10 protein-coding genes are annotated in these 13,429 nt (G+C 65.5%); 9 read left to right on the forward strand and 1 reads right to left on the reverse strand.

The genetic code is table 11. The features are described from left to right. Nucleotides 1-5: 5 nt before the first annotated feature. From OIK44_RS17700 to OIK44_RS17715, 4 genes are all read left to right on the forward strand, one after another. Nucleotides 6-842, forward strand: a complete 837-nt coding sequence (locus OIK44_RS17700) for a DUF3025 domain-containing protein (protein ID WP_273672576.1) — start codon at nt 6-8, stop codon at nt 840-842. Further along, a complete protein-coding gene (locus tag OIK44_RS17705) occupies nt 835-1,824 on the forward strand; it encodes a Gfo/Idh/MocA family protein (RefSeq protein WP_273672578.1) in 990 nt (329 codons plus the stop codon). The genes OIK44_RS17700 and OIK44_RS17705 overlap by 8 nt, the downstream gene beginning before the upstream one ends. 67 nt (nt 1,825-1,891) lie before the next feature. Then, a complete protein-coding gene (locus OIK44_RS17710) occupies nt 1,892-3,109 on the forward strand; it encodes an MFS transporter (protein ID WP_273672580.1) in 1,218 nt (405 codons plus the stop codon). A gap of 455 nt (nt 3,110-3,564) precedes the next feature. Then, a complete protein-coding gene (locus tag OIK44_RS17715; protein ID WP_273672581.1) occupies nt 3,565-5,277 on the forward strand; it encodes a methyl-accepting chemotaxis protein in 1,713 nt (570 codons plus the stop codon). 81 nt (nt 5,278-5,358) lie between these two features. On the opposite strand, the gene recG is transcribed toward OIK44_RS17715, so the two are convergent. Further along, complete coding sequence (gene recG, locus OIK44_RS17720) at nt 5,359-7,425, reverse strand: ATP-dependent DNA helicase RecG (RefSeq protein WP_273672582.1); 2,067 nt, start codon at nt 7,423-7,425, stop codon at nt 5,359-5,361. A gap of 154 nt (nt 7,426-7,579) precedes the next feature. On the opposite strand from recG, the gene queA reads away from it, so the two are divergent. From queA to secF, 5 genes are all read left to right on the forward strand, one after another. Next, nucleotides 7,580-8,614 carry a tRNA preQ1(34) S-adenosylmethionine ribosyltransferase-isomerase QueA gene (gene queA / locus OIK44_RS17725; protein ID WP_273672584.1) on the forward strand — a complete coding sequence of 345 codons (1,035 nt, stop codon included), beginning with the start codon at nt 7,580-7,582 and terminating at the stop codon, nt 8,612-8,614. Nucleotides 8,615-8,657: 43 nt separating this feature from the next. Next, nucleotides 8,658-9,797 carry a tRNA guanosine(34) transglycosylase Tgt gene (gene tgt, locus OIK44_RS17730; RefSeq protein ID WP_273672585.1) on the forward strand — a complete coding sequence of 380 codons (1,140 nt, stop codon included), beginning with the start codon at nt 8,658-8,660 and terminating at the stop codon, nt 9,795-9,797. A 118-nt stretch (nt 9,798-9,915) separates the two neighbouring features. Then, entirely contained in the window at nt 9,916-10,245 is a 330-nt protein-coding gene (gene yajC / locus OIK44_RS17735; RefSeq protein ID WP_273672587.1) for a preprotein translocase subunit YajC, read from the forward strand. 69 nt (nt 10,246-10,314) lie between these two features. Then, on the forward strand, nt 10,315-12,180 hold the full coding sequence (gene secD / locus OIK44_RS17740; RefSeq protein ID WP_273672588.1) for a protein translocase subunit SecD: 1,866 nt from the start codon (nt 10,315-10,317) through the stop codon (nt 12,178-12,180). Nucleotides 12,181-12,235: 55 nt separating this feature from the next. After that, a complete protein-coding gene (gene secF / locus OIK44_RS17745; RefSeq protein WP_273672590.1) occupies nt 12,236-13,258 on the forward strand; it encodes a protein translocase subunit SecF in 1,023 nt (340 codons plus the stop codon). Nucleotides 13,259-13,429 lie beyond the last annotated feature (171 nt).

Raw genomic sequence — 13,429 nt, forward strand, 5'->3', positions numbered from 1 at the left:
TGGCGATGCTGGCCGCGATAGACTGGACGCGTCCCTGGTATGCGACGGTGCTGGACGCCGTCGGCCGGCTCGACCTGGAGCGCGACGGCGTCATCGCCGCGTTCAACGGCCGGGCGGCGGCGCTGGGGCTGCGCAACGACAGCGGCATGCCGCTGTCGTTCGTGCCGCAGAGCGCGCTGCCGGAGGGCACGGCGTACGAGGAGTTCATCGGCGCCACCGGCGGCGTGCCCACGCGCGACAATCTGCACGATTTCTTCAATGGCCTGGTGTGGCTCAGCTTCCCGCGCATCAAGCGCCAGCTGAACGCGCTGCAGGCGGCGCAGATCGCCTTGTCCGGGGTCGGCAAGTCGCGCGGCCCGGCGCGCGACGGCGCCACGATTTTCGACGAGAACGCGGCCCTGCTGGTGGTGCGCGACTCCAGCGCGGGGGCGGCCCTGGTGGCGGCGCTGCGCGGGCACGACTGGCGCGCCGCGCTGCTGGACATGCGCGCCAGCTTCGCCGCCGACGCCGAGCTGTGGCTGTTCGGCCACGCGCTGATGGAAAAGCTGGTGGCGCCGTACAAGGCGATCACCGCGCACACGCGGGTGCTGCTGGCCGGCGACGATTTCTTCGCGCTGGGGCACGCGGCGCGGCGCGCCTGGATCGACGCCGCGGTGGCGGCCGAGCTGGCCGCGCGCGGCCTGAGCACGGCCGATTTCACGCCGCTGCCGGTGCTCGGCGTGCCGGGCTGGTGGCCGGGGCAGGACCAGGCATTTTACGAGGACGCGACCGTGTTCCGCCCGAAGCGGGGCGCGGCGCCTAAACAGGCCGCGGCTGCGGCGGAAAGCGGACGAAATGGATAAAGTCATACGCTGGGGGATTTTAGGCACGGGCCAGATCGCGCGGGCGATGGCATTCGCCCTGCAGGAGGCGGCGGGGGCGAAACTGGTTGCCGTGGCCTCGCGCAGCGGCGCCGGCGCCGAGAAGTTCGGCCGCGAATTCGGCATCAAGCGCTGCCACGGCTCCTACCAGGCGCTGGCCGACGACGCCGACGTCGACGTCATCTACATCGCCACGCCGCATGCGCTGCACGCCGCGAACGCCCTGATGTGCCTGAACGGCGGCAAGCATGTGCTGTGCGAAAAAGCCTTCACGATGAACCGGCGCGAGGCGGCCGAGGTGGTCGCGCTGGCGCGCCAGAAGCGGCTGTTCCTGATGGAGGCGATGTGGTCGCGCTTCCTGCCCGCCATCGGCGAGGCGCGGCGCATCATCGACAGCGGCGAAATCGGCAAGGTCACGCAGATCCAGTCGGACTTCGGTTTCGTGCCGCAGGTGCCGCCCGAGCACCGCCTGCTCAATCCCGAGCTGGGCGGCGGCGCGCTGCTTGACATCGGCATCTATCCGCTGTCGCTGTCGGCCTTCTTCCTGGGGCCGGTCGAGTCGGTGCAGGCGATCGCCGAGCTGGGCCCGACCGGGGTCGACGAGCAAACCGCGTTCTCGCTGCGCCACCAGGGCGGCGGCGTGTCGTCCTGCGTGTGCAGCATCCGCGCCCACACGCCGATCGAAATGACGATCTCCGGGCCGCTTGGCTATATCCGCATCCACAACCGCTTTTTCCAGGCGCAGACGCTGACCATTGCGACGGCCGACGGCAACGCGCGCACGGTGGAGTTCCCGCACATCGGCAGCGGCTACGCCTACGAGGCGGTCGAGGTGATGCGCTGCCTGAACGCGGGACTGATCGAAAGTCCGCTGATGCCGCACGCCGAGACGCTGGCGCTGATGGGCATCCTCGACACCATCCGCGCGCAGATCGGCGTGAGCTACGGCGCCGACAAGGTCTAAGCCGCCGCTCACAAGCATGGCGCGGCATGCAAAAAAAACAGATAAAAATCAGCCACTTGAGGAAGACATGTCGATCACCGCCCGCACCCCGTCCCTGAAAACCGTCCTGCTCGCCAGCGGCGTGATCCTGACCCTGGCGATGGGCGTGCGCCACGGCCTGGGCTTCTGGATGCAGCCGATCTCGCAGGCCAACGGCTGGACCCGCGAAACCTTTTCGCTGGCGCTGGCGATGCAAAACCTGATGTGGGGCGTGTTCGGCCCCTTCGCCGGCATGGCGGCCGACCGTTTCGGCACGATGCGCGTGGTCATCGTCGGCGCCCTCAGCTATATGCTCGGGCTGGTGTGGATGGCCGTGGTCACGCAGCCGACCGTGTTCATCGTCGGCACCGGCGTGTTCGTCGGCCTGGGGCTGGCCTGCACGGCGTTCGGCGCCATCAGCGGCATCATCGGCCGCACCGCGCCGCCGGAGCAGCGCTCCTGGGCCTTCGGCATGTCGTCGGCGGCCGGCTCCTTCGGGCAGTTCATGATGATGCCGGTCGAGCAGCGCCTGATCGAGGCCGTGGGTTGGCAGAACGCTTTCTACCTGCTGGCGGCCGTGCTGGTGCTGGCGATGATCCCGATGGCGCTGTACCTGCGCGAGCCGGCCGTGGCGCACGGCGCCGGCCCGCAGCAAAGCATCCGCGAGGCGGCCGTCGAAGCGTTCGGCAACCGCTCCTTCCTGTTCCTGATGGCCGGCTATTTCGTCTGCGGCTTCCAGGTCGTGTTCATCGCCGTGCACCTGCCGGCCTACCTGAAGGACCAGGGCTTGATGAACCCGAACGTCGGCGTGACGGCGCTGGCCCTGATCGGCCTGTTCAACATCTTCGGTTCCTACTACGCCGGCAAGCTGGGCGGGCGCCTGCCCAAGCGCTACCTGCTGTCGTCGATCTACATCGGCCGCGCCGTCATCATCGGCCTGTTCCTGCTGGCGCCGCTGTCCTCGTGGTCGGTGTATGTGTTCGCGGCGGCGATGGGCCTGATCTGGCTGTCGACGGTGCCGCTGACGAACGGCATCATCGCCGGCATCTTCGGCGTCAAGCACCTGTCGATGCTGGCCGGGATGGTGTTTTTCGCCCACCAGGTGGGCAGCTTCCTCGGCGTCTGGCTGGGCGGCTACCTGTATGCGCGCCAGGGCAATTACGACACCGTGTGGGCGGTCACGATCGCGCTCGGCGTCGCCGCGGCGCTGATCAACCTGCCCGTCGACGAGCGCGGCCTCGTGCGCAAGGGCTTGGCGCCGGCATGAAGACGGCCCTGATCCGCGTGGCGGGGGCGGCCGTGCTGGCGCTGATCTTCGCCGCCTACCTGCGGCCCAGCTTCATGCTGGACTTGGCGAACCGTTTTTTCATGTGCTTTTAGCGGCCCGTCCGCGGCAGGGTAAAATTGACGCACGGCAAGTTTTTTGCCTTCAAATATTTCCATGGGTAAATATTTGAAGTATGATGTCACGGTATTTTTTGGAAAGCTTCGCGATACATAGCTGTTGCGCCTGGGTTCCCCCAGCTTCGCACAGTAGCCGGATTCCGCGATCGGCGGGCTGCCGCTTGCGACTGCCACCATGCCGGCCCCGAATCCGCCGCCATTTCCCCTTTTCATACGCTTTGCCCTTGCCTCCCCGGCATGCGGCGTGGACGGCGCTCGTCCGCAAGCTTGGCTGCGTGGCGGTCCAAGCGCTGTGAAAACACTTCATCAAGGAACAACATGCGTTTTACTAATATGAACATCGGCACGCGACTCAACCTCGCCTTCGGCCTGGTGCTGTCTTTTTTGATCGGCATCGTGATATTGGGCACCGTCAGCCTGGCGCAATTGAACGCCGGCACGGCGAAAATCGTCGAGCTCGACTGGGTCAAGGCAAAGCTGGGCGCCGAGGCGCTCGACAATGTGCGCGGCAGCATCGCCCGGGTCTTTCAAATAGTCGACACGACGGGCGACGCCGACGAGAAGGGCGCGCGCGAACGCCTGGACGCGAACGAGCTGGCCTTTACCGCGGCGCTGGCCAAGCTGGAGCCGCTGCTGTACGTGCCCGCCGGCAAGGCCCTGCTGGGCAAGGCCAGGGGCGAAGGCGAGCGCTATGTTGCCGCCTACAAGAAAGCGCTGGCGCTGTATGCCGCCGGCGACCATGCGGCGGCCAGCAAACAGGCGCACGGCGAAACGTTTGCCGCCCTGCACGTGTTTGCCGACACGCTGCGCGACTTCAATTTGTTGCAGCAAAAATTGGTGGAAGACTCGGGCGCGCAAAGCCGCAGCCGATACGAGGCGGCGCGCGCCTTCCTGATTGCGCTGGGGGTGATGGCCGCCGCGCTCGGTTGCGTGTGCGCATGGCTGGTGTCGCGCTCGATTACGCGTCCGCTGGGTGAAGCCGTGCGCATCGCGCAAACGGTGGCGGCCGGCGATTTGACCAGCCGCATCGACGTGCGCAGCAGCGATGAGACGGGACAGTTGCTGCAGGCGTTGAAAGAAATGAACGACAGCCTGCTGCGCATCGTCGGCCAGGTGCGCGCCGGCACCGATTCGATCGCCACCGGCTCCAGCGAGATCGCCAGCGGCAACCTGGACCTGTCGGCGCGCACCGAGCAGCAAGCCAGCGCGCTGGAGGAAACCGCGTCGGCGGTGGAAGAGCTGACCTCGACCGTCAAGCAGAACGGCGACAATGCGCGCCAGGCCAACCAGTTGGCGGGCTCGGCGTCGGAAGTGGCCGTCAAGGGCGGCCAGGTGGTGTCGCAAGTGGTGCAGACGATGGGCGCGATCAATGATTCGGCCAAGAAGATCGTCGACATCATCGGCGTCATCGACGGCATCGCCTTCCAGACCAATATCCTGGCGCTGAACGCGGCCGTGGAAGCGGCGCGCGCGGGCGAGCAGGGCCGCGGCTTCGCCGTGGTCGCCTCCGAGGTGCGCAACCTGGCGCAGCGCAGCGCCGGCGCCGCCAAGGAAATCAAGGAATTGATCGGCGACTCGGTCGAAAAAGTCGAGGCCGGCAGCAAGTTGGTGAACCAGGCCGGCAGCACGATGGACGACATCGTTGCCAGCGTCCAGCGCGTCACCGACATCATGGGCGAAATCAGCTCGGCCAGCCGGGAGCAGGAGGTCGGCATCGAGCAGATCCACCAGGCCATCACCGAGATGGATGGCGTGACGCAGCAGAATGCGGCGCTGGTGGAAGAGGCGGCGGCCGCCGCCGGCTCGCTGAACGACCAGGCCGCCAGTCTGGCGCAGGCCGTCAGCGTGTTCAAGCTGGCGGGCATGCAGGCGGCCGCGCCGCAAGCCAGGGCGCCGGCCTCAGCGCCCGCGCCAGCCGCGGCGCCGGCGCGGCCCGTGCTCAAGCGTCCGGGGCCGCTTCGCATCGCCGCGCCGGCCGTGAAAAAAGTGGCGGCGCCAGCCGGTGCAAGCGATGAGTGGGAAGAGTTCTAGGCGGGGCTGAGCTGCCGCAGGCTGCGCAGTTGCCACGTTGCTGCGCAAACGGCGGAAGCGGCCGCGCATCGAGCCCCGCGGCTACACCTTGAGGAATTCCTCGCGGCCGCCGAGCCAGCGCGCCAGATGCGCTTCGACCGTGGCCGCGCTGTCGGCCGAGGTGGCGTGCAGCAGATCGTGCGCGACGTCGCGGGCCTGGTCGACCAGCCACTGGTCGGTTTCCAGGTCGGCGAAGCGCAGCATCGCCTGGCCCGACTGGCGCGCGCCGAGGAATTCGCCGGGCCCGCGTATCTCCAGATCCTTGCGGGCGATCTCGAAGCCGTCGGTGGTTTCGCGCATCGTCATCAGGCGTTGCCGCGCCACGCCGCCCAGCGGCCCCTGATACAGCAGCAGGCAGGCGCTGGCCGCCGAGCCGCGGCCTACGCGGCCGCGCAACTGGTGCAGCTGCGACAGGCCGAAGCGCTCCGCGTGCTCGATCACCATCAGCGAGGCGTTCGGCACGTCGACGCCGACCTCGATGACGGTGGTGGCCACCAGCACATGGATCCGGCCGCTGGAAAAGCCATCCATCACTTCCTGTTTTTCCGCCGCCTTCATGCGCCCGTGCACCAGCCCCACCTGCAGGTCCGGCAGCGCCTCGGCCAGCATCGCGTGCGTTTCCGTCGCCGTCTGCAACTGCAGCGCCTCCGACTCCTCGATCAGCGGGCAGACCCAGTAGATCTGCCGGCCTTCCAGCGCGGCCGCGTAGACGCGCTCGATGACTTCGTCGCGGCGGTTCTGGTCGATCGAGCGCGTGACGATCGGGCTGCGTCCCGGCGGCAGCTCGTCGATCACCGACACTTCCAGGTCGGCGTAATAGGTCATCGCCAGCGTGCGCGGGATCGGCGTGGCCGACATCATCAACTGGTGCGGCACGGCTTCGGCGTCGCCCTTGTTGCGCAGGGTCAGGCGCTGGCCGACGCCGAAGCGGTGCTGCTCGTCGACGATCACCAGGCCCAGCTTGCAAAATTGCACGGCGTCCTGGATCAGCGCGTGGGTGCCGATCACCAGTTGCGCTTGGCCCGATTCGATCAGCGCCTGCGCCGCCAGCTTGTCCTTCTTCTTCAGGCTGCCGGTGAGCCAGGCGACGGTCACGCCGAGCGGCTCCATCCAGGCGGCGATCTTGCGGAAGTGCTGGTCGGCGAGGATTTCCGTCGGCGCCATCAGGGCGGCCTGGAAGCCGCTGTCGATCGCCTGCGTCGCCGCCAGCGCCGCGACGACGGTCTTGCCGCTGCCGACGTCGCCCTGCAGCAGGCGCTGCATCGGATACGGGTGGCGCAGGTCGGCGCGGATTTCGCCGAGCACGCGTGCCTGCGCGCCGGTCAGCTTGAAGGGCAGCGTGGCCAGGAAGGCGTCGGACAGCGCGCCGGTCACGGGCAGCGCGGCGGCGCCCTTCGAGCGGCGCGCCCGCTGGGCGCGTTTTAGCGACAGTTGCTGCGCCAGCAGCTCGTCGAATTTCATGCGCACCCAGGCCGGGTGCGAGCGGTCGCTCAGCGCGCTTTCGTCGACTTCCTGGGGCGGGTAGTGCAGCAGGCGCACCGCCGGCTCGAAGTCGGACAGGCGCATGTCCTCGATCAGCGCCGGCGGCAGCGTATCCTGCCAGTCGATGCGCTTCATCGCATCGCTGATGGCGCGCCGCAAAATCGGCTGCGACAGGCCCTCGCCGGAGGGGTAGACGGGGGTCAGCACGGTCGGCAGCGGCGCCCCCTCGTTGACCACCTTGTAGCCCGGGTGCACCATCTCGGCGCCGAAGAAGGCGTGTTTCAGCTCGCCGCGGGCGCGCACGCGCGTGCCTTCCGCCAACTGCTTGACCTGGCTGCCGTAGAAATTCATGAAGCGCAGCAGCAGGTTGCCGGTTTCGTCGGCCAGGGTGACGAGCAATTGCCGGCGCGGCTTGAAGCCGACCTCGCATTTGGTGACGACGCCCTCGACCTGAGAGGCCATGCCGCCGTGCAGGCAGGCTTCGCGGATCGACACGACCTTGGTTTCGTCCTCGTAGCGCATGGGCAGGTGCAGCACCAGGTCCATGTCGGTGCGCAGGCCGAGCTTGGCCAGTTTGCTCTCGTTGCTGACGGTTTTTTTGGCAGTTTTTGGCTTCGGAGCTGGCATATCGGAAGGTTGTGGGGCCGCTAGCGTAAAATAGAGGGTTGGCCGACGCGCGGCAACGCGCCGGGACGGTGCCGATCTTGTCGGACCTGTATAGGCGCACAGTATAGTGCCTGCCCGCCGTTCGCGCATTCCTTATAATTCTTGAAGCAAACGCATGTATTCGCTCTCCGATTTCGATTTTGATTTACCGCCAGAAAATATCGCCCAATTGCCGCTGCCGCAGCGCAGCGCCTCGCGCCTGCTGCACCTGGACGGCGAGGCGCTGATCGACCGCAGCTTCGCCGACATCGTCGGCCAGTTGCAGGCCGGCGACTTGCTGGTGATGAACGACACGCGGGTGCTGAAGGCGCGCTTTTTCGGCGTCAAGGAGAGCGGCGGCAAGATCGAGGCCCTGGTCGAGCGCGTGCTCGACCACCGCACCGTGCTGGCCCAGGTGCGCGCGTCGAAGTCGCCGCCGCCGGGCTGCAAGATACGCCTGGCCGACGCCTTCGACGTCACCGTCGGCGTGCGCGCCGGCGAATTCTTCACGCTGCATTTCGACGCCGACGTGTTCGAGCTGATCGAGGCGCATGGCCGCCTGCCGCTGCCGCCCTACATCGAGCACGCGGCCGACGCCTTTGACGAGACGCGCTACCAAACCGTGTTCAACAAGGTGCCGGGCGCTGTCGCCGCGCCCACCGCCGGCCTGCATTTCGACCAGGACCTGCTGGACCAGCTGAAGGCCAAAGGCGTGAACTTCGCCTATGTGACGCTGCACGTCGGCGCCGGCACCTTCCAGCCGGTGCGCACCGAGGTGCTGGCCGAACACAAGATGCATACCGAGTGGTATACGCTGCCGCAGGAAACCGTGGACGCCGTGCGCGCCGCCCAGGCCGCCGGGCGCGACGTCGTCGCCGTCGGCACCACCAGCCTGCGCGCGCTGGAGTCGGCCTCGCAATCGGGCGCGCTGCTCGCCGGCAGCGCCGACACGGCCCTGTTCATCACGCCCGGCTACCAGTTCAAGACGGTGACCCGGCTGATCACGAATTTCCATTTGCCCAAGTCGACCCTGCTGATGCTGGTGTCGGCCTTCGCCGGCTACGCGCCGATCCGCGCCGCCTACGCCCATGCCATTGCGCAGAACTACCGCTTCTTCAGCTATGGCGACGCGATGCTGCTGACGACGCAGGCGCGCGCGCCGCGCGCTTGATGCGCGCAACCAAACTCACTATTTAGTCGACGAAAGATCAAGAATGCTGGATTTCAAATTACTCAAGACCGACACGAGCGGCCTGACCCACGCCCGCCGCGGCACGCTGACGCTGAACCACGGCGTCGTGCAGACGCCGATCTTCATGCCGGTCGGCACCTACGGCTCCGTCAAGGCGATGTCGCCGCTGGAGCTGAAGGAAATCGACGCCCAGATCATCCTGGGCAACACCTTCCACCTGTGGCTGCGCCCGGGCAACACCGTCATGGAGAAATTCGGCGGCTTGCACGACTTCATGGGCTGGAACAAGCCCATCCTGACCGATTCCGGCGGCTTCCAGGTGTTTTCGCTGGGCGCGATGCGCAAGATCACGGAAGAGGGCGTGCATTTCTCGTCGCCGATCAACGGCGACAAGCTGTTCCTGTCGCCGGAAGTGTCGATGCAGATCCAGCGCAGCCTCAATTCCGACATCGTCATGCAGTTCGACGAGTGCACGCCGTATGAGATCGAGGGCCGTCCGGCCACCATAGCCGAGGCGGCGACGTCGATGCGCATGTCGCTGCGCTGGGCGCAGCGCTCGAAGAACGAGTTCCAGCGCGGCGAGAACCCGAACGCGCTGTTCGGCATCGTCCAGGGCGGCATGTTCGAGCACCTGCGCGACGAGTCGCTGGCCGGCCTGGAGGAGGTCGACTTCCCCGGCATCGCCATCGGCGGCCTGTCCGTCGGCGAGCCGAAGGAAGACATGATGCGCATGCTGGCCCACGTCGGCCCGCGCCTGCCGGCCAACAAGCCGCATTACCTGATGGGCGTGGGCACGCCGGAAGACCTGGTGGCGGGCGTGTCGAACGGCGTCGACATGTTCGACTGCGTCATGCCCACCCGCAACGCCCGCAACGGCTGGCTGTTCACCCGCTTCGGCGACATCAAGATCAAGAACGCCCGCTACAAGGAAGACCAGGCGCCGCTGGACGAGACTTGCGGGTGTTACGCCTGCCGCAATTTCTCGCGCGCCTATCTGCACCATTTGCACCGTTCCAAGGAAATTCTCGGCGCGCGCCTGAACACCATCCACAACCTGCATTACTATCTGGACTTGATGCGCCAGATGCGCGAGGCCCTGGATGAGGACCGTTTCCACGCGTTCACGCTGCAATTCCACGCGGAGCGGGCGCGCGGCGCTTAAATTCGCGCGGGGTCTTGTAAAAAGATTTATCCCCGCCACATAGTCCGGGGCGTTTGACGCTGCGGCCAGTGCTAGAATACAGCGCTATTTTTTCAAACTGACTAGAATCGGAGTTCCTGTGTTCATTTCCAACGCATATGCGCAATCCCCACTCGACGGTCTCGGCCTGAGCAGCAACATGAGCAGCATCCTGCCGTTCGTGCTGATGTTCGTGGTCATGTACTTCCTGATGATCCGTCCGCAACAAAAACGGGCGAAAGAACAAAAGGCGATGATGGACGCGCTGGCCAAGGGCGACGAAGTGGTCACCGCCGGCGGTTTGCTGGGCAAGGTTGCCAAGGTGTCCGACGGTTATGTCACCCTCGAAGTGGCGAGCGGCACTGAAATCATGGTGCAAAAGAGCTCTGTCACGATGCTGTTGCCTAAAGGCACCCTGAAGGCGCTGTAATCCCGGTTCGAGCGGCTCCGCCGCTCGCCTTGACGCCTCCGACGCTCAACACTGAACGCTGAACCACATATGAATCGTTATCCTCTCTGGAAATACCTCCTTATCGCCGTCGCCTTGCTGTTGGGCGCCCTGTACACGGCGCCCAATTACTTCAGCGAGTCGCCCGCTCTGCAAGTGACGAGCGGCAAATCGACCGTCAAGGTGACGAGCGATCTGACGGCCCAGGTCGAGGCGGTGTTGAAGCATGAAAAAATCGCGGCCGAGGGCGTCGCCTTCGACGGCGCCGGCAGCCACGCCTCCGTGCGCATCCGCTTCGCCGACCCCGATACCCAGTTCAAGGCCAAATTGCTGCTGGAAAAGGACTTGAACCCGGACCCGGCCGACCCGACCTATCTGGTCACCGTGAATTTGCAGGCGAACACGCCGCAGTGGATGCAGAAATTGCACGCCTTGCCGATGTACCGCGGTTTGGATTTGCGCGGCGGCGTGCATTTCCTGATGCAGGTCGACACCAAGGCGGCGCTGAGCAAGCGCGTGCAGGGCATCCAGGCGGCCGCGCGTAGCGCGCTGCGCGACAAGAACGTGCGCCACGCCGGTATCGAACGCGTCGGCGACAATATCGAGATCAAGTTCCGCGACGCGGAAACCCGCAGCAAGGCGAAGGACGTGCTGTCGGGCCAGTTGGCCGACCTGGCCTTCAGCGACACCGCCGACGGCGCCGACCTGAAGTTGATCGTCGGCCTGAAGCCGACGGCACTGAAACAAACCATAGACGACGGCGTCAAGCAAAACATCGCCACGCTGTCGAAGCGCGTCAACGAGCTGGGCGTGGCCGAGCCCATCATCCAGCAGCAGGGCCCCGACCGCATCGTCGTGCAATTGCCAGGCGTGCAAGACGTCGCCCGCGCCAAAGCCATCATCGGCCGCACCGCCACGCTGGAAGTGCGCATGGTCGATGAAAGCATCACGCCCGGTTCCGAGCTGAGCTCCGCCATCCCCTTCAACTCCGAATTGTTCACCGTCGGCAAGGGCGTGCCCGTCGTGCTGTCGAAGGATGTGGTGTTGACCGGCGACTATATTTCCAGCGCCACCGCCAGCTTCGACCAGAACCAGCAGGCGGCCGTGTCGATCGACTTGAACGGCGACGGCGGCCGCAAGATGCGCGAAGCGACGCGCGACCGCATCGGCAAGAAAATGGCGATTGTCCTGTTCGAGAAGGGCAAGCCGGAAGTGTTGTCCGTGGCGACCATCCAGAGCGAACTGGGTTCGCGCTTCCAGATCACCGGCATGGGCGGTGCGGAAAACTCCAATGAGCTGGCGCTGCTGCTGCGCTCGGGCGCGCTGTACGCGCCGATGAGCTTCATCGAGGAACGCACGATCGGACCGCAACTGGGCGCGGAAAACATCAAGAAGGGCTTCCATTCGACGCTGTACGGTTTCGCCGCGATCGCCATCTTCATGATCCTGTATTACATGATGTTCGGCTTCTTCAGCGTGCTGGCGCTGGCCTGCAACCTGCTGCTGCTGATCGCTTTGCTGTCGATGCTGCAGGCGACGCTGACACTGCCCGGTATCGCCGCTATCGCGCTGGCGCTGGGTATGGCAATTGACGCCAACGTGCTGATTAACGAGCGCATCCGCGAGGAACTGCGCGCCGGCGCCACGCCGCAGGCGGCCATCTCGGCCGGTTTCGACCGCGCCTGGGCCACCATCCTCGATTCCAACGTGACGACGCTGATCGTCGGCCTGGCGCTGTTGCTGTTCGGTTCGGGCGCCGTGCGCGGCTTTGCCGTCGTGCATTGCCTGGGCATCTTGACGTCGATGTTCTCGGCCGTGTTTGTCTCGCGCGGTGTGGTCAACCTCTGGTATGGCCGCAAGAAGAAACTCGCATCGGTGGCCATCGGCACGGTCTGGATTCCGGGCCTGTCGAAGTAATCAGCCAGTGTCCGGCGCGCGGCGCCGGGCACGCAACAAGAACTCAGAGGATTTCATGGAATTTTTCCGGATCAAAAAAGACATTCCCTTCATGCGCCATGCGTTGATTTTCAACGTCATCTCGGCGCTGACCTTCGTTGCCGCCGTGTTCTTCCTGGTGCAGAAGGGCTTGCACCTGTCGGTCGAGTTCAAGGGCGGCACCGTGATGGAGGTGAAGTACCCGAAAGCGGCCAACCTGGAAGGCATCCGCCACACGCTCGAAGGCATGGGTTACATCGAGCCGGGCGTGACCAGCTTCGACACGGCGCGCGACGTGATGATACGCCTGCCGGTGATCAAGACTGTGAGCGGCGCGAACAGCTCGCAACTGGTGTTCGACGCCTTGTGCAAGGCCGAGCAGGGTGTCAGCAAGCCGATGGAAAGCGTCACCGCCAAGGGTGAGCACATCGTCAAGACCGGCTGCCTCGACTCCGCCGGCGTCGAATCCGTCGTGCTGCAAAAGGTGGAGTTCGTCGGCCCCCAGGTGGGCGACGAGCTGACACAGAACGGCTTGAACGCGCTGGTGGTGGTGATCATCGGCGTGATGATCTACCTGGCCATCCGCTTCGAGTGGAAATTCGCGGTGGCGGCGATCATCGCCAACTTGCACGACGTCGTCATCATTCTCGGCTTCTTCGCCTTCTTCCAGTGGGAATTCTCGCTGACGGTGCTGGCGGCCGTGCTGGCGGTGTTGGGCTACTCGGTCAACGAGTCGGTCGTCATCTTCGACCGTATCCGCGAAAACTTCCGCAAACAGCGCAAGGCTTCGGTGCATGAGGTGATCGACAACGCCATCACCAGCACGATCTCGCGCACCATCATCACCCACGGCTGCACCCAGATGATGGTGCTGTCGATGCTGCTGCTGGGCGGCCCGACGCTGCACTATTTCGCCATCGCGCTGACCATCGGCATCTGCTTCGGCATTTACTCGTCGGTGTTCGTGGCCGCGGCCGTGGCGATGTGGCTGGGCGTCAAGCGCGAAGACTTGATCAAGCCGATCAAGGAAAAAGACGAAACCGACGGCGCCGTGGTGTAAGGCGCGACGGCAACAAGAGAGGGGCGGCGCGGGCCGCCCTTTTTTTCGCCTCGAGAAAACCCGCCCGCTATGTGGGCAAGCGTACAGAGGGCGCGGGGGGCTGGGGGTATAGTGGGGCTGTCTCTTTCAGGACATCCCTGGTTTTGGACTTGGCCCGCTCTCCAGCGGGCT

This window comes from Janthinobacterium fluminis, from assembly GCF_028595325.1.
GTDB lineage: Bacteria > Pseudomonadota > Gammaproteobacteria > Burkholderiales > Burkholderiaceae_D > Janthinobacterium > Janthinobacterium fluminis.

Excerpts from the sequence above, each read along its gene's own strand:
- secD (WP_273672588.1), top strand. The coding sequence starts at position 10,315 with ATGAATCGTTATCCTCTCTGGAAATACCTCCTTATCGCCGTCGCCTTG.
- OIK44_RS17715 (WP_273672581.1), top strand. The coding sequence starts at position 3,565 with ATGCGTTTTACTAATATGAACATCGGCACGCGACTCAACCTCGCCTTC.
- OIK44_RS17700 (WP_273672576.1), top strand. The coding sequence starts at position 6 with ATGCTGGCCGCGATAGACTGGACGCGTCCCTGGTATGCGACGGTGCTG.
- tgt (WP_273672585.1), top strand. The coding sequence starts at position 8,658 with ATGCTGGATTTCAAATTACTCAAGACCGACACGAGCGGCCTGACCCAC.
- queA (WP_273672584.1), top strand. The coding sequence starts at position 7,580 with ATGTATTCGCTCTCCGATTTCGATTTTGATTTACCGCCAGAAAATATC.
- OIK44_RS17705 (WP_273672578.1), top strand. The coding sequence starts at position 835 with ATGGATAAAGTCATACGCTGGGGGATTTTAGGCACGGGCCAGATCGCG.
- secF (WP_273672590.1), top strand. The coding sequence starts at position 12,236 with ATGGAATTTTTCCGGATCAAAAAAGACATTCCCTTCATGCGCCATGCG.
- recG (WP_273672582.1), bottom strand. The coding sequence starts at position 7,425 with ATGCCAGCTCCGAAGCCAAAAACTGCCAAAAAAACCGTCAGCAACGAG.
- OIK44_RS17710 (WP_273672580.1), top strand. The coding sequence starts at position 1,892 with ATGTCGATCACCGCCCGCACCCCGTCCCTGAAAACCGTCCTGCTCGCC.